This is a genomic window from Mesorhizobium sp. ES1-3 (genome assembly GCF_020164795.1).
Taxonomy (GTDB): Bacteria; Pseudomonadota; Alphaproteobacteria; order Rhizobiales; family Rhizobiaceae; genus Mesorhizobium.
Genome location: NZ_JAIUGW010000003.1, coordinates 197,284 through 221,143, shown reverse-complemented (window position 1 = coordinate 221,143; position 23,860 = coordinate 197,284). Strand labels below are relative to the sequence as shown.

Here is a 23,860-nt window from a genome sequence, read left to right as displayed (position 1 = left end):
AGGCAAAAGACCGGACAACCGCGCATATCAAGCGGCAGGCATTTCCGGGGGTAAGGATGCTTCTCAACAGATTCTGGCGCTCGAAGAGCGGCAATTTCGCGCTTCTGATGGGGTTGGGGCTGCCAGCCATTCTGTCGGCCGTGGCCTTCGCGACCGACGTCTCGACCATGATGCGGGCGAAGAGCAACCTGCAGAATGCGCTCGATGCGGCAAATCTTGCCTCGTCGCATCTTGGCGATCTGGACATTACCCGCACCGATGCTTTCGACCGTTATTTCCAGGCCAACATCGTTGGCCATGGTGAACTCGTCAACGCACAGGCGACGCTGACCGTCGACAAGGGCGTCAATTTCATCAAGACCAAGGCGGTCGCCTCGGCCGACGTCAATCTGAACTTCGCTTTCCTGTTCGGCCAGAGCAAGCACATCGTGGTCGATGCGTCGGCGGTCGAGTCCAATAACCAGCTCGAAGTCGTGCTGGTGCTGGATAATACCGGCTCGATGGCCGGCGCCCGCATGACGGCCCTGAGGACGGCGACGAAGTCGTTGCTCGACACTCTCGAATCGACAAAATCGCCGACGCGCCAGGTCCGTGCTTCGCTGGTTCCCTTCGTCACGGCCGTGAACGTCAACGGCGACGGGTTCGACCCGTCCTGGATCGACATGGACGGCAAATCCTCGACCAACGGCATCAATTTCCCCGTCATCGACGGCAAGCGCCCGAACCACATGGCGCTGTTCAAGCAGCTGAAGGACACCGGATGGGCCGAGTCCGGATGGAACGGCACGGGATGGAAGGGCTGCGTGGAGGCGCGGGCCGGCGCCTATAACATTTCCGACACGCCGCCCGACCCGGCCAAGCCCGACACGCTGTTCGTTCCCTATTTCGCGCCGGATGATCCGGGAGATGCGCAGATGCCGTCCAGCTCCTACGGCAATCAGGCAAAATACTACAACAATTCTTATCTCGCCGACACCGGCGACACGGTCAAGCTGGACAAACAGAAAGGCAACAACCGGCTCGGCATCGACTTCAGTGGCCTCGACAGCGATCCCGACAAATCCACCAAGGAAGAGGTCGCGAAATATGTAGCGCCCGTTAAGGAACTCATAACCGAGACCGGTTCCGCGATCACCGTTGGTCCCAACCGTTCCTGCCCTACCCCTGTCGTTCCCTTGACCGACGATTTCGACAAGCTGCGCAAGGCGGCAAGCCAGATGACCGAGTGGAATGGTTCGGGCACCAATGTGTCGGAAGGGCTGTCCTGGGGCATGCGGGTGCTCTCGCCCGGCGCGCCCTATACCGGCGGTGCGCCGTTCAAGACGCCTGGCATCAGCAAGATCGTGCTGTTGCTCACCGACGGTGAGAATGTCGTCTATGGCGCCAGTGATGAACAGCCGACGAAGTCCGACTACACATCCTATGGCTATCTGGCGGGTGGCCGCTTCGGGTCGGATAACCAGGCGACGGCGGCCCGCAATGTCGACGGCTGGACCAAGAGCGTCTGCACGCAGTTGAAGAACGAGGGAGTGCAGATTTACACGATGGTGCTGCAGTCCGACACCGCCGCCAACCGCACGCTTTACAGCGCCTGCGCTTCCGACCCGAGCGATTACTACGCCGTCAACGACCCGGCCAAGCTGCCGAACGTCTTTCAGCAGATCGCCAACAAGTTCTCGAAGCTGCAACTGACGAATTGAGCGCCGATACCGAGAGCGCGCATTACTGAGGGGATCGAGCCACTCAACTCGTATGGGAGACGACCTTGTCGACCGTCTCGGGGAAGAAGTCGGGCGCCGCATGGCGCTTGCCGAACATCATGTCGTACTGGATCAGCCGGAAATCGCGGATCGCCGGGTCGATCTCCTGCTGTCGCGCCCAGTCGGACGTGGCCTCACCCGTCGGCGTGAGCAGCAGGTTGCGGTCGACAACGCGATAGCGCTCCCGCATCTCGCCCAGGAAGCCGGTGTAGTAAGGGTGGGTGATGCCCGCCGCGGTGAGGATATGATAGGGGAGGAAGGCAGGGCTCACCGTCCCCAGATTCTCGACCGGGCCTGAGCGGTTCGACCAGATGATCAGCGGTGTCGCGTGATGTTCGAGAGCCGCCTCCGGTGTCGGTTCCCTGCGGGGCGCGACGTTGTCCTTCAGGAAGCCGGTCTCGACATAGACCGGTCCAAGTGGCGGCAGATGGTCGCCGAAAAAGACGACAATCGTCGGCCGCTCGCGCGTCTTGGCCCATTCGACCAGCCGTTCGAGGCCGTGGTCCGCGTCGGCTGAACCCTCGGCATAGGAGAGCAGCGACTCACGCGCCCACTGGCTGATCGGGGCTTGCACCGAGTGGGTCGGGTTGGAATAACGTCTCGGTTCATAGGGGCCGTGGTTCTGCAGGCTGACCGCGAAGAAAAACACGGGGTCGTCGCTGGCATCGGCTTCGCGGATGATTTCGTCGGTCATCGCGGCGTCGGATGCCAGCGGTCCGCGCTTTTGCATGGGCGGCAGCGTCTCTTCCGATTTGAAGTCGTTGAAACCGAAATCGGCATAGACCGCGCCGCGATTCCAGAACCAGTTGGTGCCTGGATGGATGGCACGCGCCTTATAGCCTTCGCTCTTCAGGAAGGTCGCCATCGACGGTGTCGGGGTGCGCACATATTGCTGGTAGGGGATGCTGCCGGCCGGCAGGAAGGCGTTCGAGAACCCGGTCAGCGCCTCGAATTCGATATTGGCGGTCATGCCGCCGAATTCAGGCGAGAACATCGAACCCGAGCGAAGCGCCCGCACATTGGGCATCGGATCGGGGGTGATGGTGACGCCGGGCAGCTTGGTCGGATCCCAGAAGGATTCGCTCATGACGACGATGATGTCTGGCTTCTGGGCCGGCACCGAGGCGGTCACATTGGTTCGGTCAATGGCCGCAATAGCCTTGTCGGAATAGCCTGGCGGGGCCGAGACGTGCGCCATCGGCACGTTGAGCGCGAAGGCGAGCGCAAAGCCGTTGGAGGCGTAGTTTTCCTTCTGGTCCCACATGATCGGGATGATCTGCAGCCGGTCCCGCGTCCACGAGAAAGTGGCATAGTCCATGATCGAGACGAAGAAGGCGAGCAGCGGCACCGCCAGCGTCAGCCGGGCAAGGCGGCCCTTGTGGCTGAGGGCCGGAACCTTGCGGCGCCAAAGCCGCCAGCCGTAGACCAGCAGGGACAGGCCGGCGACGATGCCCACGACCATGGCGAGCGCGGTCATAGGCCGGTCGCGCACAAGGAGCGGCAGCAGGGCGAAGATCTGGCGGGCATAGAGAAAATCGGTCGGGTAGAGCGGATCGCCGAGATAATGCGATTTCTGGTGGCCGACAAAGGCCAGCGACAGGGTCAGCGGCGCCACGATCATCAGGCTTTGATGACTGCGGCCGAGCACCGCGTCGAGGCCGATCAGGATCAGCGCGAACACGACGATGGTGGTCCAGCCGGGCTTGAGCGGCTGCAGGAAGAAGGAAACGGTGCCGGCGACATCACCCCGCACGATCAGTTCGATGGCGAACACCAGGACAGCCGAGATCGCCAGGCTGATCAGTCCGTAGCGGACGACCGGCCATTTCCGGCCCGGCAGATAGCCCGTGGACGGATCGTCTTCCAGGAATTGCGGCGCGGCGTTGCCGGTACGTTTGAAACTCTTTGCCACTTTAACTTCCCACCCAAAGACGACCCACGTCATTCGATTGTCATATAATTGTCACGCAAGGCTAGCGCCTGTGGCGGAAATAAGAAGAGCCAGCAAACGATTCGTGAGCGGTTTTCATCAGGTGTGATCGCCAAAAAGCCTTTTGGAACAGGCACGCGCGCGCGGATACGGCGTTCGGCATGGGCTGAAGTGGCTTGACTTGGCAGGCTGCCTTGCGCCACAGGCAGGGAAAATTCGTAGTATCAGGCAAGCAAAACCAGTCTGGGGAGCCCTCGCATGGCCGTTGCATTCACCTTTCCGGGACAAGGCAGCCAGGCTGTCGGCATGGGCAAGGATCTCGCCGATGCCTTTCCCGAGGCACGTAGGATTTTCCAGGAAGTCGACGACGCGCTCGGCGAAAACCTGTCGAAGCTGATCTGGGAAGGTCCCGAAGAGACCTTGACGCTGACGGCCAACGCGCAGCCGGCGCTGATGGCGGTGTCGTTGGCGGCGATCAGGGCGCTGGAAGCGCGCGGTTTCTCGCTGAACGACAAGGTCGCCTATGTCGCCGGCCACTCGCTGGGCGAATATTCGGCACTCGCCGCCGCCGGCTTCGTTTCTGTTGGCGATGCCGCCCGTCTGCTGCGCATTCGCGGCAACGCCATGCAGGCAGCGGTGCCGGCCGGCGAAGGCGCCATGGCGGCGATCATCGGGTTGGAGCAGGCCGATGTCGAAGCTGCCTGTGCCGAGGCCGCAAAGGGCTCGATTTGCCAGATCGCCAACGACAATGGCGGCGGCCAGCTGGTCATCTCAGGTGCGAAGGCCGCGGTTGAGCTGGCAGCGAAACTGTGCACCGAAAAGGGCGCCAAACGGGCGCTGATGCTGCAGGTGTCGGCGCCCTTCCATTCTGCGCTGATGGCACCTGCGGCCAACGTCATGCGCGAGGCTCTTGCCGGCGTGGCAAAGACTGCGCCAGTCGTTCCCGTCCTTTCCAACGTATCGGTGCAGCCATCGATCGATCCCGACGAGATCGCCCGGCGTCTGGTCGAGCAGGTGACCGGTCGCGTGCGTTGGCGCGAAACTGTGGAATGGTTCGGCGCCAACGGTGTCTCGACGCTTTACGAGATCGGCGCCGGCAAGGTGCTTTCGGGACTGGCTCGTCGCATCAACCGCGACATCGCCACCGCCTCTGTAGATTCCGCGGCCGAGGTCGAGGCGGCATTGGCGGCGCTTGCATAAAACGCCATTTGATACCATCCCTATATGGGGTGCCCTCTTCTCAACCTGGAGACAAAAATGTTCGAATTGACCGGCCGCAAGGCGCTTGTCACCGGCGCATCGGGGGGCATCGGCGAGGCGATCGCCAGGGTGCTGCATGCGCAGGGCGCGATCGTCGGCCTGCACGGCACGCGCGTCGAGAAACTGGAGACGCTGGCCTCCGAACTGGGCGACCGGGTCAAGCTGTTCCCGGCCAACCTGTCGAACCGCGACGAGGTCAAGGCACTCGGCCAGAAGGCGGAGGCCGATCTCGAGGGTGTCGACATCTTGGTCAACAATGCCGGGATCACCAAGGACGGCCTGTTCGTGCGCATGTCGGACGCCGACTGGGACACGGTGCTGGAGGTCAATCTCGCCGCCGTTTTCCGGCTGACCCGTGAGCTGACCCACCCGATGATGCGCCGCCGCCATGGCCGCATCATCAACATCACTTCGGTGGTCGGGGTGACCGGCAATCCCGGTCAGGCGAACTACTGCGCGTCCAAAGCCGGTATGATCGGCCTGTCCAAATCGCTGGCGCAGGAGATCGCCACCCGCAACATCACCGTCAACTGCGTCGCGCCGGGCTTTATCGAATCGGCGATGACCGACAAGCTCAACGACAAGCAGAAAGAGGCGATCATGGCGGCGATCCCCACGAAGCGCATGGGCACCAGTGCCGAAGTGGCGTCCGCCGTTGCTTATCTGGCTTCGAACGAGGCCGCCTACGTAACCGGGCAGACCATTCACGTGAATGGCGGTATGGCGATGATCTGAGCGATGTTCGGCAGCGTCATCGCTGTGCTGTGAAAACCCACCATTTCGGCTTGGACCTCGGCTATTTTTCGTGTAATGCGGCCCGCAACCCGGCGGTTCGGGCAAAACCGGTCCGTGGCCGTTGCGTTACCGGCAGGACCATCTTTCAGCTTGATTAGCGGCATTCCGCCCGCTAACGAAGACAGACAAACAAAAGACGAGGATGCCCCAAATGAGTGACACCGCAGAGCGCGTCAAGAAGATCGTCATCGAACACCTTGGCGTCGATGCCGACAAAGTGACGGAGCAGGCGAGCTTCATCGATGATCTGGGCGCTGACAGCCTCGACACGGTTGAACTCGTCATGGCGTTCGAAGAAGAATTCGGCGTCGAGATCCCGGACGACGCAGCCGAGACCATTCTGACGGTCGGCGATGCGGTGAAGTACATCGACAAGGCTTCGGCCTGACGCTTTCTGCAGTCATCACCGGGGAGGACCTGCGATGAGGCGTGTCGTCGTAACGGGCCTTGGCCTGGTTTCGCCGTTCGGTATGGGCTTCGAGCACGGCTGGAAGGAACTGCTGACCGGCCGCAGCGCCGCCAAGCGCGTCACCGAGTTCGAGGTGGACGATCTTGCCTGCAAGATCGCCCACGTCATTCCGCGTGGCGACGGCTCCAACGGCACGCTCAATCCCGAAGCCATTCTCGAGCCGAAGGAACTTCGCAAGATCGGCGACTTCATCCTGTACGGGATCGCGGCCGCCGATGAAGCGTTGAAGGATTCCGGCTGGAAGCCTTCAACCGAAGAGGAGCGTTGCGCCACCGGTGTGCTGATCGGCTCCGGCATCGGCGGCCTTGAGGGCATCGCCGAGAACGCGATCATCCTCAAGGAACGCGGCCCGCGCCGCATCAGCCCGTTCTTCATTCCCGGAAACATCATCAATCTCGTATCGGGCCAGGTTTCGATCCGGCATGGATTGAAAGGCCCCAACCACGCTGTCGTCACCGCTTGCTCGACCGGCGCGCACGCCATTGGCGACGCCGCCCGGTTGATCATCTTCGGCGATGCCGACATCATGCTGGCTGGCGGCGCCGAATCGCCGGTGACCCGGCTGTCGCTCGCCGGCTTCGCCGCCTGCAGGGCACTCTCGACCGAACGCAACGATGCCCCGCAAACCGCCTCGCGGCCCTACGACCGCGACCGCGACGGCTTCGTCATGGGCGAGGGCGCCGGTGTCGTCGTGCTGGAGGAACTCGAGCACGCCAAGGCGCGCGGCGCCAAGATCTATGCCGAGGTGACCGGCTACGGTCTGACCGGCGACGCTTATCACATCACCGCACCGGCCGAAGATGGCGACGGGGCGTTCCGTTGCATGACGGCGGCGCTGAACCGGGCAAAGCTTACGCCAGCCGACGTCGATTACATCAATGCGCACGGCACCTCGACCATGGCCGACACGATCGAACTCGGCGCCGTCGAGCGGCTGGTCGGCAATGCGGCGTCCAAGATTTCGATGTCGTCGACCAAGTCGTCGATCGGCCATCTGCTGGGAGCGGCGGGCGCGGCCGAAGCGATCTTTTCGATCCTCGCCATCCGCGACAATATTGCACCGGCGACCATCAACCTGGACAATCCCGAGCGCGAAACCGCGATCGACCTGGTGCCGAACAAGCCACGCGCCCGCCAGATCGACGTGGCCCTGTCCAATTCCTTCGGTTTCGGCGGCACCAACGCTTCGCTCGTCTTCCAGCGTTATAATGGCTGACCCAACTGCCGGGCGATACTTTGGCGTGTCGTCAATTTTGCCATATTCGCCCCTACTCTGCCGCAGGGGATTCGTTGAGAGATCAAACGGTAGGGCGAAATGAACACAAATCCGTCAGGCAACGGAGAATTCGGGCAAAGGCCGGCGAACACCGGGCCGATCATGCCGAAGACGGCCAGCGAGGCGCTGCGGCCGGAGGCCGGAACGCCGCCGCCGAAACGGTCGCGCGCTTCGCGCAGCCAGATCGTCGTGTTCATGAACTTCGTCATCTCCTTGGTGGTGCTGATGATTCTGGCGGCGGGCATGGCTCTCTATTTCGGCAAGCAGGAGTTTACCGAACCCGGCCCTTCCGCCAATGGCGACACCTTCCTCGTCAAGCCCAGCACCGGCGTCCAGGACATCGCCGACCAGCTTGAGCGCCGCGGACTGATCAGCGACGCCCGCGTATTCCGCCTGGGCGTGCGTGCCTTCGGCAACGATTCCGCGCTCAAGGCCGGCGAATACGAGATCAAGCCCAGGGCATCCATGCGCGACATCATGGAGCTCCTGAAGAGCGGCAAGTCGGTGATGTACTCGCTGACGGTTCCGGAAGGGCTGACCGTCGAGCAGGCCTTGCAGCGCATCGCCGACGAACCCGCCCTGAGCGGCGACATGCCGGCGAAGACGCCCCCCGAGGGCAGCCTTGCCACCGACACGCTGCGCTTCACGCGTGGCGCGACGCGTCAGCAGATGGTCGACAAGCTGCTCGCCGATCAGAAGAAACTGGTCGATGAGGTTTGGCAGCGGCGCGCGCCGGATCTGCCCCTGGCCAACGTCGAGGACTTTGTCACCCTGGCCTCGATCGTCGAGAAGGAAACCGGCAAGGGCGATGAACGCTCACGCGTGGCCGCCGTCTTCCTGAACCGGTTGGCCAAGGGCATGCGCCTGCAGTCCGATCCGACTATCATCTATGGTTTGTTTGGCGGCAAGGGCAAGCCGGCGGACCGCCCCATCTACCAGTCCGACATCCAAAAGCAGACGCCTTACAACACCTATGTCATCAGCGGCCTGCCGCCGACGCCTATCGCCAATCCGGGCCGCGCGGCCCTCGAGGCCGTGGCCAATCCGTCGAAGACCGACGATCTCTATTTCGTCGCCGACGGCACGGGCGGCCACGTCTTTGCCTCGACCCTCAACGAGCATAATGAAAACGTCGCCCGCTATCGCGCGCTGCAGAAGAAGCAGGCCGATGAAGCAGCCAAGGCAGCCGCTGCCGCCGGCACCAGCGGCAGTGCCGACAAGCCTGCAGCAGCAGCAGCAGATAAGCCTGTCGACGGCAGCGATGGTACCGGTGGCGACAATGGCGATGCCGGCGGTGATGCCGGCGCGGCCCAGTAAGGTGAAGAAAGGCGTTGCCTGGAAGGCGACAGCCTGACATTTGAAAGAACGCCAGGCGTCCGATTTCGACGCATTCGCGGCGTGGTCATTTTAAGCCGCGCTTGCCCCTCCGGAAAACCGGTTTGGGGTGAGGCTTCAGGGATGTGCAGGCGACATGAATTTGCAGAGCATGACCGGTTTTGCGCGGGCCGTCGCCGAGCATGACGGCACCTCGATTGCCTGGGAGGTCAAATCCGTCAATGGCAAGAGCGTCGAGGTGCGGCTGCGGCTGCCGCAGGGGTTCGAGCGGTTGGAGCCTGTAGTCAGGCAAACGCTGCAGAAGCGTTTCGCGCGCGGCAATTTCCAGGCGACGCTGACCATCGGCCGCGCCGCCGGCGCGCAGGCGCAACCCATCGTCAACGAGGCGTTTCTGAAAGATCTCGCCGGCCTGGCCAAGCGGCTGCAGGAACAGTTCGGCGTTGCGCCTGCGACGGCTGATGGATTGCTGTCGCTGCGTGGTGTGCTCGACGTTGCCGAAACCATCGAAACCGAAGAAGTGCGGGCCGTGCTCGACACCGCCATCATAGGCGCGCTCGATGCGGCGCTGAACGGTCTGGAACAGGCCCGCCAAGGCGAGGGCGCCGCGCTGGCCCTGCTTTTGTCCGGCCATATCGACACCATCGAGACACTGACCCTGCGCGCGGAAGCCGACCCGTCACGCGATACGGCGGCGATCCGCGAACGCATCGCCGAGCAGGTCAGGCTGCTGATGGACGCATCCGCCAATCTGGATGCAAGCCGGCTGCACATGGAGGCGGCGTTCCTTGCCACCAAGGCCGATATTCGCGAAGAGATAGACCGGCTGAAGACGCATGTCGCGTCTGGCCGGACCTTGCTCGTGGGTGGCGGCGCCGTCGGCCGCAAACTCGATTTTCTGGCACAGGAATTTAACCGCGAATCAAATACGCTGTGCTCCAAGTCGAATGCCGCGGCGGTCACAGCGATTGGGCTGGAATTGAAGGCTGTGGTCGACCAGTTCCGTGAACAGGTCCAGAATCTGGAGTAGCCGATGGTTGCCAAGGAACCGATGGTTCCCAGGGATTTGGGGTCCCGCATCCGCCGCCGAGGGCTGATGCTCGTCCTGTCGTCACCATCGGGTGCCGGCAAGTCGACGATCGCGCGCAACCTGCTGGAGAGCGATTCAAGCCTCGAACTGTCGGTCTCGGTCACCACGAGGCCGCGCCGCGGCTCGGAAATCGAGGGCGTTCACTACCATTTCCGCACGATGCGCGAATTCGAGCGGTTGCGCGATTCCGACTCGCTGCTCGAATGGGCGGAGGTGCATGGCAATTGCTATGCGACACCGCGCGAGCCGGCCGAACTGGCGCTGGCCCAGGGGCGCGACATGCTGTTCGACATCGACTGGCAGGGCGCTCAGCAGCTCAAGGAGAAGATGCGCGCCGACATCGTCTCGATCTTCATCCTGCCTCCGTCCATGAAGGAATTGAAGGCGCGGCTGAAGCGCCGCGCCGAGGACCAGGAGGCGGTGATCGAGACGCGGCTGAAGAACGCCCGCAATGAGATCGAGCACTGGAAGGAATATGATTTCGTCATCGTCAATGACGATCTCGACCGCGCCTTCGCCGAGGTGCGCGGTATCGTCGTCGCCGAGCGGCTGCGGCGCGACCGCCGGCCCGGTCTCTTCGATTTCGTGTCGGGATTGTTGGACGAAAAAACCGTCTGACTGGCGTCAGGGCGCCATGCCGTCGACCAGGATCAGACTCGGTCGAGCGCGGCATCGCGCACCTCCAGCGCCGCCGCATATTCGGCGGATGCGTACCAGCGCCGTGCTTGCTCGATGTCAGGAAATTCGACAACGATCAGCGGCTCCGGATGCCACTCACCTTCCAGCGTCTGCACCTGACCGCCGCGCACCAGATAGCGCCCGCCATACCGGGCGATCGAGGCTGCGGCGCGGGAGCGGTATGTCCGCAACGCCTCTTCGTCGCGGACCGTGACATCGGAAATGACATAGGCGGGCATTCTTGGTTCTCCGGCATGTTCGCCAGACTACCTATGTCTTGATCGTGGCAATTCCAGACTTGCCGGCGCTAGACCGCATTCGTCAGCCGCACGAACTCCTCGACGCTGAGTGTTTCCGCCCTGCGCGTCGGGTCGATCCCCGCTCGTTCGAGCAAGGCCTCGCCGCCGAGGCTTTTCACGCTCTGCCGCAGCATCTTCCGGCGTTGGCCGAAGGCGGCTTCCGTGACCCGGCCGAGTTTCTTCACATCGGCGGGCAGCGGTGTCGTGCGCGGCTCCAGGTGCACCACCGAAGAGGTGACCTTGGGTGGTGGCGTGAAGGCCTGGGGCGGGACGTCGAAGGCGATTCTGGCCTGCGTGCGCCAGCCGGCGAGCACACCCAGCCTGCCATAGGCATCGCTGTCGGGTGCCGCGACGATGCGCTGGGCGACCTCACGCTGGAACATCAGCGTCATCGAGGCGTAGAAGGGCGGCCAGTCCGGAACCGTCAGCCATCGGACCAGCAGTTCGGTGCCGATGTTGTAGGGCAGATTGGCTACGATCCGGACAGGACCGTGGTCGGCCCCCGAGGCGAGGGCGGCGAAGTCGGTCTTCAGCGCGTCGCCCGAAATCACCTCCAGCCGACCGGGGTAATGAGCCGAGACTTCGGCGAGCGCTGCCAGGCAGCGTTCGTCGCGCTCGATGGCGACGACCCGGCGGGCGCCGTTCGACAGCAGCGCCCTTGTCAGCCCTCCAGGCCCAGGCCCGACCTCGATCACCGTGGCATTTGTCAGGTCGCCGGCGCTGCGTGCGATCTTGCCGGTCAAATTGAGATCGAGCAGGAAGTTCTGGCCGAGCGCCTTCTTCGCCTGCAGCCCATGGCGCTCGATGACGTCGCGCAACGGCGGCAGCCCATCGATACTCATGCGCGAAGACCGGAAGCGGAAGCACTCATGCGGCGACGGCCTTTGCGTCGATGTCGGCGAGGTTTCTGGCGAGCTTCAGCGCCGCGATCAGGCTGTCGGGTCGCGCCACGCCCTTGCCAGCGATGTCGAAGGCGGTGCCGTGGTCGGGCGAGGTGCGGATGAAGGGCAGGCCCAGCGTGACGTTGACCGCCTCGTCGAAGGCCAGCGCCTTGGCCGGGATCAATGCCTGGTCGTGATACATGCACAGCGCGACGTCGTAGCCTGCCCGCGCCCGGGCATGGAACAAGGTGTCGGCAGGCAGGGGGCCGAAAGCATCGATGCCTTCCGCGCGCAGGATGTCGACCGCCGGGCGCACGACATGCTCGTCTTCCAGGCCCATGGAGCCGCTTTCGCCGGCATGCGGATTGAGGCCGGCAATGGCGAGCCGCGGCTTGGCGATGCCGAAGCGGTTGGCAAGGTCGGCCGCGGTGATGCGCGCGGTCGCGACGATCAATTCGGTGCTCAGGGCCTTCGGCACCTCGGCCAGAGCGATGTGGATGGTGACGGGAACCGTGCGCAAGTCGGGACCTGCCAGCATCATCACCGGCATCGCCTCGAGGCCGCTGTGCCGAGCCGCAAGATGCGCCAGATATTCGGTATGGCCGGGAAAACGGAAGCCGGCATCGTAGAGCGGTTTCTTGGCTATCGGGCAGGTCACCACGGCAGCGGCCTCGCCGGCAAGGCAGGCCCCGACTGCGCGGTCGATCGCTTCGATGGTGCCCGCGGCATTGGCCGGGTCGGGTCGGCCGGGGCTGTCGATGAAACGCGCCGTCAGGGGAACGATCGGCAAGGCGCGGCCAAAGACCTCGATTGCCTGCACCGGCATCACTTCCTCGACAGGCAGCGGGACGCCAAGGTGGCGTGCGCGAGAGGCGACCACGGCCGGGTCGGCCAGCAGGTAGAAGGGGGGCAAGCCGACGGCGTTGCGCGCAAGGAAGGCGGCGATGGCGATTTCAGGGCCGATACCGGACGGATCGCCGACGCTCAACGCCAGCGCGGTCATCGCGTTGCCCACGTCAGCGCTTGACGATGCGGGCTTTCGCCTTCAGCTCGTCGACATATTTCTTGCTGAGATCGTCGGCGGCCTTGTCGTTGGAGCCTTCGCTCTGGAACACCATCTGGGCCGTCTTGTCGTCGGACACTTCGCGCGACGAGCAGATGCCGATGAATTCGACGCCGCGTTCGGTCTCGCGCGTGACGGTGGCGCCACCGACCTTGGTCGCTTTGATCTGCTCGGCCCAGTCCGGCGGCAGTTGCGGCGCCAGCACCCGGCCGAGGTCGCGAACGGTGACGTCGATCAGGCCCTTGGCGAACTCGCGCGTCGTGTTGCAGCCGTTGAAGCGGGCACGCATGGCGTCGGCCTCGCGCTTGCGTTTGGCCAGTGTCGCGCTGCGTTCGGCCGCTGGCACGACGAAGATGACCTGCTGCAGCATGTATTCCATGGCGCTCGGCTTTGCTCCGCCCTTGTCGAGCATGCGCCGCACCGCGTCCTGTTCGGTCACGCTGCCACCTTCGCCGGAACGGTAACGTGCGCTCAGGGCCTGGTTCCATGCCATCTGGGCGCGAATGAACTCCTTGAAATGATCCTTGCCGACGCCGGATTTTTCCATGACGCCATCAAGCTGAGCGAGTTGCATCTTGTTGTTGGTGGCAAAGCGCTGGTAGGCGGCCGCGACCTGTGCATCGCTGATACGAATGCCCAGCCGTCTGGCCTCGGCGACGCGCAGTGTCTGGTCGATCATTTCCTGGGCAGCGTCGCCCTTCTTGCGCTGCAGCTTCAGGAAGGCGGCACGATGGGCGATATCACCACTGGTGATTGCTATGTCGTTGACGACGTATTTGATCTCGCTGGCGAAAGCCGGCGGCGTCATCACTGTCATCGACACGGATGTCGCCGCCACAAGCAGCGCGAACCCTGCTGAAAAGAGGTATTTCCTCATCGTTGGCATCCCAATTCCATTCCGGCTCCGCCCAATTCCGTCCCCTTCCGGATATGCGAATCCGTGCCAGCCCTATGCGGCGAAACGATGTCGCCGCTTATTGGATGGTGTCGATTGCGTTGGTCGACGAGCCGAAGTCGCCGAGGGTGCGGAACGACAGGTTGAATCCGATGCTCTGCGTCACTTCCCTGGTGTTCAGGTCACGCGACTGTGCGTACGTCATCAGATAGGTGAAGCAGGAATCGTTGTAGGCGAAGCCGACCCCGTCCTTGACCAGCAGGCCCTCCTGCAAGTCGTAGGTTCCTGTCCCGAACACGCGCCAGTTCTCGGCAAGATGCGTCGATGCGCCGAGCGTGACCTCGTGACGGTCGGTCGTGAAACCATAGAGCGGCTGGGCCTGGATGAAGGCATACTTGGCGCTCAACGACACCGGCAGGCCGGAATAGGCGGCTTTCAGCTCGGCGCGGCGGATCTCGAAGCTCTGTTCGTCGAAACGACCGCTGACCGAGGCGGCGAAGCCATTGGGGCTGGTTATGCCAAACAGGCCGACATAGTCGGACTTGGTGGTTTCAAGCCCTGAATTTGCGCCGACATTGACCAGATCGGGTGCCGCGAAGGAGTTTTCGCCGCCGATCTGATAGGACTGGCCGAAGATCGCATTGGTGCCCCAGCCATTGATGTAGGAGCCGGAATAGCGCAGCCCGACATTGGCACGCGAGCCGCCCTCGATGCGGTCATAACCGGAGAACTTGTCGCGTTCGAACAGCGTGGTCGCGTCGAAAACCATGCTTTGAGCATCTTCGTTCGGAATGGAGAGACCGCCGACATATTGTTCGTTCGGACGCAGGAACACCTGGGCCATCGGCTCGACAACGTGGCTCGACCCGCTGGCCAGGGAGAACAACAGCGGCCAGCTCATCTCGAGCCCGGCGGTCGCCATGTAACGGGCAAAGGACGAGCGCATGTCTTCGCTGGTATTTATCACAGGGTTGGCGGCCATCTCCTGAATGGCCGCGAGCGAAGCCGATGAAGCGCGGACGTAGTCAACATCGCCTTGCAGCGCCAGCAATGGTGTCAATACCAGCCCATCATCGGTAACGAATGTCCGCTTCCATTCGGCTTCGGTGGTGAGTCGGCCAGACTCGCCTTCTATGCCACGGACACGCTGTGCCAGCGTGGCAGGGTCGTATGGCTTGTTGAAAGCCTCGTCGAGATCTTCGCGACGGATGACGCGCGTATTGACGTTGAGCGACAGCTGGCCGCCGGCGACCGATGTGTCGGGGATATAGGCATAGTCGAGCGACGGCAGCACCCACGGCTGCTGGCCGCTTCGCGCTGCTGGATTGCTGTTGAGCGTGTTTTCCTGGACTTCGAAATGCATGGCGCGCACGTCGAAATAGTTACGGTCATTGAGACCGGTCAGGTAGACCGACGACTGGTGAACGTATTCGTTGTACTTGGCGATGTTGTAGGTGTGCGAGAAATCCTTGTCGGTCTGCAACAGCACGTCCCAGCCGAAATTCCAGCGTTCATTGATGGCGAACTGCCCCTGCGTGCCCATCATGCCGCGGAACTTGTTGGAATCGCCCACTGCGCCCGAATCGATATTGCGGCCGGCGCTGTCGATGAAGGCGTCGGGATTCTGCTGCTGGATGCCGGCGACCTTAAAAGTGTATTGGCCGTTGTTGAAGCGCTGGCGCCATTCGGCTTCGCCGAGGAAGCCCTGCTTGGTGTAGCCGCTTCCGGTCACCGTCAGATCATATGTCGGCGAAAGGGCGAAATAGTAGGGAACCTTGACGCTGTACCCCAGATGGCTGTTGTAGCCGATGCTGGGGATCAGGAAGCCGCTCTTGCGCTTCACCGTCGGGTCGGCGATCTCGAACGCCGGCAGGTAGGCCAGCGGAAAACCGAAGAACTCGAAATTCGCGTTCTCGAAACGAACCGTCTTCTTCTCGCCGTTCCAGATGATCTTCCTGGCTTTGACGCGCCATGTCGGTGCCTTGTCGGGCTTGTCCTCGCACGGTTCGCAGGCGGTGTAGACACCATTGTGGAAGGTGGTCAGCACGCCGCCCATGCGTTCGGCGCTTTCGGCGGCGAAATAGGCCTTGTCGACGGTTTCAACGCGTAGCGCGTTGACGAAACCGTCGGCGAAATCGTCGGTGATGTCGATGTGCTGTGAATTGATCTTGGTGCCGTCGCTGTTGACGATCTCGACATTGCCACTGGCAACCATCCGCTTGGTGTTGCGGTTGTAGACGACCTTCTGGGCAACGAGCCGGTTGCCGCCATAGTCGATCTGCACGCCGCCGATGGCGGTCACGGTCTGGTTGTCGTTGTTGTATTCCAGCGTGTCGGCGGCCAGCAGCATCTGCGAGCCGGACGGAACCGTGGCCGCCATGTTGCCGACATCCTGCGCGAACGCCGGCAACGGGACGCCGCAGGCAAGCAGGCACGCCAAGGCGCTCGCCGCATAGAGGCGCGCCAAACGGGCCTGCCTGTCGCTGGGCAAAAACGCCTCCCTCACTAGCCGTCTTCCTTGTATAGCAGGAAAGTCACCCCGAAGAACATAGCTACCACGACCGGCACCCAGGCGGCTATCGCAGTCGGCACGAACCCCGCCACGCCGAACGCCTTCACCAGCACCGAAACGACATAAAGCAGAAACCCGGCAACGACGCCACCTAGAATCATCGTTGCCGACTGCCCCATTCGCGCAAATCGCATTGAAACTGTTGCCGCAATCAGCGTCATGGCGACGAGGAGGAACGGCAACGCCACCAGCGAATCAAACTGCATGGCAAAGGCATTTGCCTTGAGGCCGAAGGAACGGGCAACCTCGATTTTTCCGGGCAGGTCATAGAAGGGAATCGTCTCCGGGCGCGCCAGCCGCTCCTGCACGAATTCCGGCTTCAGATTGGTCGGCACACGATCGTTCGCGACGGTCTGGATGGTGCCGTTCCTGAAGGTCTTCACATCCTGCAATTCCCAATAGCCGTCGCGCAGGTAGGCACGCGCCGCATCCTTGCGCTCGACGATATTGCCCTGCTGGTCGAGGATGAAAAAGACCGCGTCGGCCATCTCCAGACCCTGGCCGAGGATGGCGCGCGCGCCGATGATCGTGTCGCCGGAACTGGTTTTCTGGCGAATCCAGGGAGCGGCATCGGCCGAAACCGTGTTGGATTTGCCGGAGCGCAGCTCGGTCTCGATCTGTTCGGACAAGGAGAAGGCGTGCGCGGCGAGCGGGTTGATGATCCCGACCGACACGGCGCCGAACAGCAGTGCCCCGATGCAGCATGGCAAAAGGAACTGCCAGGCGGAAACGCCCGCGGACCGTGCGATGACGAGTTCGTAACGTCGGTTGAGCGAAACCAGCGTCGCCATCGCCGAGAACAAGCCGACGAACGGCACCGTCTGCAGCATGATCATCGGCATTCGAAGGCCTGAAATGGCCATCGCCGTGCCATAGGTGAACCCCGGCAGGCCGGTGGTGCGGCCGGACAGTTCGGTGAAATCGATCAGGAATACCAGCGCCAGAAGGCCGAGGAAGAACCAGATCGTGATCGCCACGTAGCGGAAGAAGAAGTAACGGCCCAGAGTCCAGCCCATCAGCCGGCTCCCTGGCCCGAGGTGTCACGCCTGGATAGACGCAGCTTGAGGGCATTCCAGCCGTCACCGATGCGGCTGGCCAGGTTTGTCATCCAGTCCGCCCAGGCGACCGGCAATTCCATTGTCCGGTTCGACACGATGAACCAGATCGCCACCGCGGAAGCCACGATCGGTACGCCATAGACCATATAGGAATATTGCGGGACCTCGTCGGCCTTGCTGGCGGCGAAGAAACCCAGCCAGCGCACGAACAGCGATATCGCGATGGCCGTGATCAGCGGATTGACGCGCGCCTCGCGATGCGAACGCGCGTCTCCCGCGACCGCGAGCGCGATCAGGGCGAAAACCATGGAGTATGTCCATTCCGTAAACCGCTGGTCGACCTCGGCCCGGTACTCCTGGGGATTTTGCTGATAGTTCTTGTCGTTAGGGCTTGGATTGAGCAGGTACTGCGTCGTCTGGTCCTTTGGCAGGAGCGTCACTTGGTTGGCCGCCGACATGAAGGCCGACATGTCGAAGGCATAGGACGTGAACCGGATGACACTGAGGTCGCCCGTCAGCGTTTTGCGATGGATGACGCCGTCATTCATCATCAGCACCTTTTCGCCGCCGCGCTCGATGATGCTGCCGGTCTTGGCATAATAGACGAGATTGACGCCTTCCTCGCGCGAATCGGCGACGAAGATGCCACCCAGCCGGTTGTCGGGAAGCCGCTCGCCAATCTGCAGGAACAGTCCGTCCTCGATCTTCCGGAACGTGCCTTCCTGGATGATCAGCGACAAAAGATCGGCGCGCGACTCCGCCACGAGCGCGCGGTTCTTCTGTCGTGCATAGGGGTCGATGCCGTTGTCCACGGCGAACGAAAAGACGCTGGCGGCCAGCGCCAGCAGCATGATCGGCCGCACGATGGTCCAGCGCGAGGCCCCCGATGCGTTGACCACCGCGAGTTCCGAATCCGAATTCATCACACTGAGCGTCTGGGCGACGGCCACCACGAGCGCGAAAGGCACGACGATCGGAACGATGGAGGGGAGAATAAGAGACGCGACCTCGAAGAAGGTCAAAGCTGACTGACCGCTGTCGGTGACCAGGTTGATCTTGGCCAGCACTTGCGTCGTCCACACGATGGCCAGCGTCCAGACCAGTGCTGCCAGGAAGACCACGAAAGCGCGGCGCATGATGTAGCGTTCAACGACCTTCATGAAGGCTTTACTCGATTTTCTCGAACGGCATCATGCCACCCATGCCAAGGGTAGCTGTCCGGCGACGCCCGCACAACTGGCTCCGTTGGGCTGCATTGGGCAGGCGAGGCGGTTCCCGTCCCACGTCGCGTGCCGCAGTAGGCCGGAGTGTCGGCGGCAATGGATAAGAAAGGACGAACATCGATGGTTAACAACAGGTTGCGGCTTGAAGCGGGCCGTGCCGCGACGAATCGCCATCGATTCCGTGTCTCATATGGGTAGCCATTTTGGCAAAGTCTTGCCAAATGCCGGAAAACGACCAAATGTCGCGGATCGCTTCAAACCGCTTCGCGCATCATCGCGCAATCCCCGAAAGCAGGACATGATGAACCCGAGACCGTCGATCGCCTTTGCAAAATTCGCCGCGCCCCAGTCGGCGGCGAACAGAAAGGGCACGGTCTTCGTGCTGTCGGCGGATGATGGCTTGAGCGATGCGGCCAGGGCTTACGATCCGGGCAAGACGCTGGATCGGGCTTTCCCGGTCGCCGAGTTTGCCGGCAAGTTCGCCAGCACTGTCGAAATCCTGGCGCCGGAAGCAACATCGCTCGACAGGTTGGTCGCGGTCGGCGCCGGCAGGGTGTCGGGGCTCGACGAATATGCCTGGCTGAAGCTCGGCGGCACCATTGCGGCATCGCTGCGCAAGGCAACCGACGTCGCCGTGGTCCTCGACCTGGCCGGTGCCTCGCCCGATGGCAAGGACGCCGCGAACCTCGCTGCGGGCATTCTTTTGCGCGGCTATTCCTTCGACAAGTACAAGACCAGGAAGGATAAGGACGACGGCCAGGGGGGCGGTAAAGCCGACCCGAAAAAGCCGGTCAAGGTGACCATCCATACCGCCGACCCGGCAGGCGCCAAGAAAGCCTTCGCCGATGCCGAGGCGGTGATCGACGGTGTGCTTCTGGCGCGCGATCTCGTCAATGAACCGGCAAACGTGCTGGGACCGGTCGAGTTCGCCGCCCGCGCCAAGGACCTCGAGGCGCTCGGCGTCAAGGTCGAGATCCTGACCGAGAAGGAAATGAAGAAGCTCGGCATGGGCTCGCTGCTCGGTGTCGCGCAAGGCTCGCCCCGAGGCGCCCGTATGGCGGTCATGCAATGGAACGGCGGCAAGCCCAAGGACAGCCCGGTCGCCTTCATCGGCAAGGGCGTCACGTTCGACACCGGCGGCAATTCGATCAAGCCGGCGTCGGGCATGGAGGACATGAAGGGCGACATGGGCGGCGCTGCCGCCGTGACCGGGTTGATGCATGCGCTCGCCGCCCGCAAGGCCAAGGCCAATGTCGTCGGCATCATCGGTCTTGTCGAAAACGCGGTCGATGGTCATGCCCAGCGCCCGGGCGACATCGTCACCTCGATGTCGGGACAGACCATCGAGGTGCTCAACACCGACGCGGAGGGGCGCCTCGTTCTGGCCGACGCGCTGTGGTACTGCAACGACCGCTTCCAGCCGAAATTCATGGTCAACTTGGCGACGCTGACTGGCGCCATCATGGTTGCGCTCGGCCTGCATCATGCCGGCCTGTTCTCAAACAACGACGAACTGGCGCAAAGGCTGACCGCGGCCGGACAGTCAACGCAGGAACGGCTGTGGCGCATGCCGCTCGGCGCCGAATACGACAAGCTGATCGATTCCAAGAATGCCGACATGAAGAACATCGGTGGCCGCTATGGTGGCGCGATCATCGCCGCGCAGTTCCTGCAGCGCTTCGTCAAGGACACGCCCTGGGCGCATCTCGACATCGCCGGTACCGCGATGGGCTCGCCATTGAACGAGATCAACCAGTCATGGGCTTCGGGTTTCGGCGTGCGGCTGCTGGACCGGCTGGTGCGTGATCACTACGAGAGCTGACGTCGATCCATGGCCGATGTGCTGTTTTACCATCTGACCGAATCGACGCTGGAAGATGCGCTGCCAGGCCTGCTCGAGCGCAGCCTCGATCGCGGCTGGCGCGCCGTGGTGCAGACCGGCACCGAGGAGCGGCGCGACGCGCTGGACCAGCATCTGTGGACTTTCCGCGATGATTCCTTTCTGGCACACGCGACCGATCGCGAAGCTTATCCAGATGAACAACCAATCCTGTTGACCACCGGCGACGGCAATCCCAACGGAGCCAAGATCAGGTTCCTGGTCGACGGCGCGGCGGCGCCCGACCTTGGCGGCTACGAGCGTGCGGTGTTCCTGTTCGATGGCCATGACGCGGCCCAGGTCGAGATGGCCCGGGCGCATTGGAAAACGATGAAGGAGGCGGGCCACGCCGTGACCTACTGGCAGCAGACCGCGGACCGCCGCTGGGAGCGCAAGGCTTAGGCAGCACCCGAAGCCGAGATGCAGACCAGAGACGACCCGCGCGCCGAGTCATCTCTGTAGAGCACTTGAGGCTTATTGCCCGGCCATTTCCTTCTTGCCGGCGGGCTTACTGCCCGCCCATTTCCTTCTTGAATGTATCGAAATCGACCTGCATGCCGTTGAAGACAGTGCTCCAGTGGCGGGTCAGCGCCGCCATCGCCACGGCTTCCTGTATTTCCTCATCGGTTGCGCCGGCGCGCTTGGCGTCCTGCGTGTCCGACCAGATGCAGTAGGTGCAAGGGATCTGTGCCGCCACGGCCAGGGAGATCAGCGACTTGACCTTGGGCGGCAGCGCCGTCTTGTCGCTGAGTTCGATGGCCTTGACCTCGGCCCAGGCACCGGGCAGACCGGTTTTGGGAAACTGTTTCACAAAGCTTGGTACACCGCCCATGGTGGACTGTATGTCCTTGAGGGTTGCATCATAGTCGTCGGCATGGGCCGCCGCGGTGCCGAGCGACAGCACGCAGGCCGCGGCGGCGATCAGGAACGCACGTTGGGATGAAGACTGCACGGATTTGACGATGCGATGATACGACATGGTTTTCTCCTCTGGTCTTTGTTAGCCTTACGATGTAAGGTGACGGCGAAGATGAACCTTACACTGTAAGTTGTCAAGCAGCGCGATGGATCAATCAATCAAGAAAAAGAGAGCGCGCGGACGTCTGTCGCGCGAAATGATCGAGGACGCGGCTTTCGAGGTGATCGAGAGGGAGGGCCTTTCCGGCTTTTCGATGCGCAAGCTGGCGGCAGCACTTGGTTGCGAGGCAATGAGCATCTACCATCACTTCCCCTCGCAGGCGCATCTCTTTGAGGCGCTGGTCGACAGGCTGATTGGTCCGTTGAAGATGCCTGATCCGGATCTGCCATGGCGCCAGAGGATGCGCATGGCGGTATTGGATTATCGGCGTATCGGCCGCGAGCATCCGGCCTTCGCGAGCTATTTTCTCAGCTACCGCATGAATTCGCCCATTTGCCTTGGCTATATCAATAACATCGTGGGCTTGTTCAATGACGGCGGCTTCGATCAGGAAATGGCCGCAAGGCTGTTCCGTGCGGTCGGGTATTATCTGGCGGGGGCGGTGCTCGACGAGACCGCCGGTTACTCAAAGGGTCCGTCGGCGGTCACAACGGTCGGCAGTGAGCAGCTTGAGCGCGATTTCCCCAACATCGCCACCGCGGGACGTTACTTCGGCACCGCTGAATTCGACAAAACCTTCGATCTTGGCCTGGAGATGCTTCTGGACGAGATGGAGCGGATCCGCACTGCTACCGTGGACAGGTCCGCGCAGGGCGGCAGCCATAGCGAGCAGAAGTAGAAATAGCCAAGGTTTTTCGATGCGCTTTCTCTCCATCCTGCTTCTGATCGCCGGCGCCGCCATCGGCATTTTCTCTCCGTGGGCGGTGAGCAATTTCTCGGGCAGGGCGGTCGGCACATACCGCGTTTATGAGGGCGGCCAATTCCGACCGGTGACGGTTCAACTTGCCCCGGGCGATGCGCCGGTGCGGGTGCTGGTGGACCTGACCGCGAGGGCCGAACGCATCGTTTCGCAGCAGCGTACGGTGCTGACGCTGACCGCGGCCACCAACGGCCGCACGATGCTTGCCTCGACGCTGCAGTTCAACCATGCGGACAATCCACGCCAGGCCAGCCCGCAACTGCCCGACAAGATCTTTCGCGACGAAGCCGGCCTGATTGCCACCGTCAGCCCAGGCGCTTACGTCTTCACCGTCGGCCCGGGCGATGCCGACGACATACCGATGCGGGCGGTCGACCTTGTCTTGCGCTCCGGCGTCGGCGAAATCGACGGCCGCGCGCGGCCGATAGGCTTCTCGCTGATGGCGGTCGGCTTGATCGGATTCCTGCTGTCTTTGCGTTCTGGTGGCGGGCGACCGGAAAATCCGAACTCGCAGCCGCCGCCGCCACGATGGGGCAGGGGTCCCACATGAACTATCGCCACGCCTATCATGCCGGAAATTTTGCCGATGTCGTCAAGCATGTCGTGCTGACGCGCCTGCTCGACTATCTCAAACAGAAGGACAAGGCGTTTCGTGTCGTGGACACCCATGCCGGCATTGGCCGATACGACCTGTCGTCACTCGAAGCGCAAAAGACCGGTGAGTGGCAGGGCGGCATCGGCAGGCTGATCGATGCCTCGTTCGACGCGAAGGCGGCGGCGCTGCTGGCGCCCTATCTGGCGGCGGTGCGCTCGCTCAATCCCGAGGGCGGTGTCAAGAAGTATCCGGGGTCGCCGCTGCTCACGCGCAATCTCCTGCGCAAGCAGGACCGGTTGTCGGCGATCGAACTGCACCCGAAAGACGCCGCGAAGCTGAAGACGGAGTTCGCCGGCGATTTCCAGACAAGGGTGATGGAACTTGACGGCTGGCTTGCGCTCGGGGCGCACCTGCCGCCCAAGGAAAAGCGCGGCCTGGTGCTCATCGACCCACCCTTCGAGGAAGAGGGTGAGTTCGGCCGCCTCGTCGAGGGGCTGGCGAAAGCGCACAGGCGCTGGCCCAGCGGCATCTACGCGCTGTGGTATCCGATCAAGAACCGCAAGGCGATCATCGCCTTCAGGAAAGCGCTGAAGCAATCCGGCATCCCGAAAATCCTCGACATAGAATTCGAGATCAGGCCGGCCTCTTCGGAACCCAGCCTCGATGGCACCGGCATGGTGGTGGTCAATCCGCCCTTCATGCTGGAAGGCGAACTGCGAACCCTATTACCGGCACTGCACAAATTGCTTGCCGTGGAAAAGCCGGCGCATTGGTCGATGGAATGGCTGGCCGGCGAGCAGGCCCCGCCGCAGGTCTAGCCGCCTTCGACCGCCTGCTTCGTACGACCGCACGATCCGCCCGCAGGGAACTTCGCCGTTGTCTGCGGGTTGCTGCTTACAGCAACTGCCCGGAGCCGGCTTTTGGAAACCATTGTTTAGGCAACCGCTTGACCGCCGCCGAGCGAATC

Annotated in this window: 22 protein-coding genes and 1 pseudogene; 13 read left to right on the top strand and 10 right to left on the bottom strand. The window is 62.7% G+C overall.

All coding sequences use genetic code 11. The features are described 5' to 3' along the window. Window positions 1-56: 56 nt before the first annotated feature. On the top strand, window positions 57-1,700 hold the full coding sequence (locus LB536_RS06355) for a pilus assembly protein (RefSeq protein WP_224590503.1): 1,644 nt from the start codon (window positions 57-59) through the stop codon (window positions 1,698-1,700). Between the two features lie 43 nt (window positions 1,701-1,743). On the opposite strand, the gene LB536_RS06350 is transcribed toward LB536_RS06355, so the two are convergent. Further along, window positions 1,744-3,705 (bottom strand): LTA synthase family protein, encoded by a 1,962-nt coding sequence (locus tag LB536_RS06350; RefSeq protein WP_224590502.1) that lies wholly within the window; start codon window positions 3,703-3,705, stop codon window positions 1,744-1,746. Window positions 3,706-3,948: 243 nt separating this feature from the next. Between LB536_RS06350 and fabD the strand changes: the two genes are divergently transcribed. From fabD to fabF, 4 genes are all read left to right on the top strand, one after another. After that, complete coding sequence (gene fabD, locus LB536_RS06345) at window positions 3,949-4,890, top strand: ACP S-malonyltransferase (RefSeq protein WP_224590501.1); 942 nt, start codon at window positions 3,949-3,951, stop codon at window positions 4,888-4,890. 57 nt (window positions 4,891-4,947) lie between these two features. Next, window positions 4,948-5,685, top strand: coding sequence for a 3-oxoacyl-[acyl-carrier-protein] reductase (gene fabG, locus LB536_RS06340; RefSeq protein ID WP_140762058.1), 738 nt, complete (start codon window positions 4,948-4,950; stop codon window positions 5,683-5,685). Window positions 5,686-5,896: 211 nt separating this feature from the next. After that, on the top strand, window positions 5,897-6,133 hold the full coding sequence (locus LB536_RS06335) for an acyl carrier protein (protein WP_006203723.1): 237 nt from the start codon (window positions 5,897-5,899) through the stop codon (window positions 6,131-6,133). A 34-nt stretch (window positions 6,134-6,167) separates the two neighbouring features. Then, on the top strand, window positions 6,168-7,430 hold the full coding sequence (gene fabF, locus LB536_RS06330) for a beta-ketoacyl-ACP synthase II (RefSeq protein WP_224590500.1): 1,263 nt from the start codon (window positions 6,168-6,170) through the stop codon (window positions 7,428-7,430). Here fabF and LB536_RS06325 read toward each other — a convergent pair. Then, the gene (locus LB536_RS06325; RefSeq protein ID WP_224590640.1) at window positions 7,418-7,687 is read right to left on the bottom strand and encodes a hypothetical protein; all 270 of its coding nucleotides are present in this window, start codon (window positions 7,685-7,687) and stop codon (window positions 7,418-7,420) included. The two genes, fabF and LB536_RS06325, sit on opposite strands and share 13 nt — an antisense overlap. Between LB536_RS06325 and mltG the strand changes: the two genes are divergently transcribed. The 3 genes from mltG (at window position 7,593) to gmk (ending at window position 10,530) form a co-directional block, all read left to right on the top strand. Further along, window positions 7,593-8,807 carry an endolytic transglycosylase MltG gene (mltG, locus tag LB536_RS06320; protein WP_224590630.1) on the top strand — a complete coding sequence of 405 codons (1,215 nt, stop codon included), beginning with the start codon at window positions 7,593-7,595 and terminating at the stop codon, window positions 8,805-8,807. The two genes, LB536_RS06325 and mltG, sit on opposite strands and share 95 nt — an antisense overlap. 154 nt (window positions 8,808-8,961) lie before the next feature. Further along, on the top strand, window positions 8,962-9,852 hold the full coding sequence (locus LB536_RS06315; RefSeq protein ID WP_140762051.1) for a YicC/YloC family endoribonuclease: 891 nt from the start codon (window positions 8,962-8,964) through the stop codon (window positions 9,850-9,852). A gap of 21 nt (window positions 9,853-9,873) precedes the next feature. Next, complete coding sequence (gene gmk / locus LB536_RS06310) at window positions 9,874-10,530, top strand: guanylate kinase (RefSeq protein ID WP_140762087.1); 657 nt, start codon at window positions 9,874-9,876, stop codon at window positions 10,528-10,530. Window positions 10,531-10,536: 6 nt separating this feature from the next. Here gmk and LB536_RS06305 read toward each other — a convergent pair. The 7 genes and pseudogenes from LB536_RS06305 to lptF all read right to left on the bottom strand — a co-directional run bounded on the left by LB536_RS06305 (window position 10,537) and on the right by lptF (window position 18,518). Further along, window positions 10,537-10,829, bottom strand: a pseudogene (locus LB536_RS06305) (DUF1330 domain-containing protein). 68 nt (window positions 10,830-10,897) lie between these two features. Next, the gene (rsmA, locus tag LB536_RS06300; RefSeq protein ID WP_140812541.1) at window positions 10,898-11,731 is read right to left on the bottom strand and encodes a 16S rRNA (adenine(1518)-N(6)/adenine(1519)-N(6))-dimethyltransferase RsmA; all 834 of its coding nucleotides are present in this window, start codon (window positions 11,729-11,731) and stop codon (window positions 10,898-10,900) included. 25 nt (window positions 11,732-11,756) lie between these two features. Next, window positions 11,757-12,785, bottom strand: coding sequence for a 4-hydroxythreonine-4-phosphate dehydrogenase PdxA (pdxA, locus tag LB536_RS06295; RefSeq protein WP_411966533.1), 1,029 nt, complete (start codon window positions 12,783-12,785; stop codon window positions 11,757-11,759). Between the two features lies 1 nt (window position 12,786). Next, the gene (locus LB536_RS06290; RefSeq protein WP_181183028.1) at window positions 12,787-13,719 is read right to left on the bottom strand and encodes a peptidylprolyl isomerase; all 933 of its coding nucleotides are present in this window, start codon (window positions 13,717-13,719) and stop codon (window positions 12,787-12,789) included. Window positions 13,720-13,807: 88 nt separating this feature from the next. Beyond that, window positions 13,808-16,234, bottom strand: a complete 2,427-nt coding sequence (locus LB536_RS06285) for an LPS-assembly protein LptD (RefSeq protein ID WP_181178727.1) — start codon at window positions 16,232-16,234, stop codon at window positions 13,808-13,810. Continuing rightward, window positions 16,234-17,319 carry an LPS export ABC transporter permease LptG gene (gene lptG / locus LB536_RS06280; RefSeq protein WP_181178731.1) on the bottom strand — a complete coding sequence of 362 codons (1,086 nt, stop codon included), beginning with the start codon at window positions 17,317-17,319 and terminating at the stop codon, window positions 16,234-16,236. The genes LB536_RS06285 and lptG overlap by 1 nt, the downstream gene beginning before the upstream one ends. Continuing rightward, complete coding sequence (gene lptF, locus LB536_RS06275) at window positions 17,316-18,518, bottom strand: LPS export ABC transporter permease LptF (protein ID WP_140762032.1); 1,203 nt, start codon at window positions 18,516-18,518, stop codon at window positions 17,316-17,318. The genes lptG and lptF overlap by 4 nt, the downstream gene beginning before the upstream one ends. A 364-nt stretch (window positions 18,519-18,882) precedes the next feature. Here lptF and LB536_RS06270 point away from each other — a divergent pair, with 364 nt between their 5' ends. Both LB536_RS06270 and LB536_RS06265 read left to right on the top strand, forming a co-directional pair. Continuing rightward, entirely contained in the window at window positions 18,883-20,403 is a 1,521-nt protein-coding gene (locus LB536_RS06270) for a leucyl aminopeptidase (protein ID WP_224590498.1), read from the top strand. Window positions 20,404-20,412: 9 nt separating this feature from the next. Beyond that, window positions 20,413-20,862, top strand: coding sequence for a DNA polymerase III subunit chi (locus LB536_RS06265; protein WP_224590497.1), 450 nt, complete (start codon window positions 20,413-20,415; stop codon window positions 20,860-20,862). Window positions 20,863-20,968: 106 nt separating this feature from the next. On the opposite strand, the gene LB536_RS06260 is transcribed toward LB536_RS06265, so the two are convergent. Next, window positions 20,969-21,439: a carboxymuconolactone decarboxylase family protein gene (locus LB536_RS06260; protein ID WP_224590496.1), complete on the bottom strand. Its 471-nt coding sequence runs from the start codon at window positions 21,437-21,439 to the stop codon at window positions 20,969-20,971. A 136-nt stretch (window positions 21,440-21,575) separates the two neighbouring features. Here LB536_RS06260 and LB536_RS06255 point away from each other — a divergent pair, with 136 nt between their 5' ends. The 3 genes from LB536_RS06255 to LB536_RS06245 are packed head-to-tail and all read left to right on the top strand — an operon-like array spanning window position 21,576 to window position 23,711. Beyond that, a complete protein-coding gene (locus LB536_RS06255; protein ID WP_224590495.1) occupies window positions 21,576-22,217 on the top strand; it encodes a TetR/AcrR family transcriptional regulator in 642 nt (213 codons plus the stop codon). Window positions 22,218-22,236: 19 nt separating this feature from the next. Continuing rightward, window positions 22,237-22,848: a hypothetical protein gene (locus tag LB536_RS06250; RefSeq protein WP_224590494.1), complete on the top strand. Its 612-nt coding sequence runs from the start codon at window positions 22,237-22,239 to the stop codon at window positions 22,846-22,848. After that, window positions 22,845-23,711: a 23S rRNA (adenine(2030)-N(6))-methyltransferase RlmJ gene (locus LB536_RS06245; RefSeq protein ID WP_224590493.1), complete on the top strand. Its 867-nt coding sequence runs from the start codon at window positions 22,845-22,847 to the stop codon at window positions 23,709-23,711. The genes LB536_RS06250 and LB536_RS06245 overlap by 4 nt, the downstream gene beginning before the upstream one ends. Window positions 23,712-23,860 lie beyond the last annotated feature (149 nt).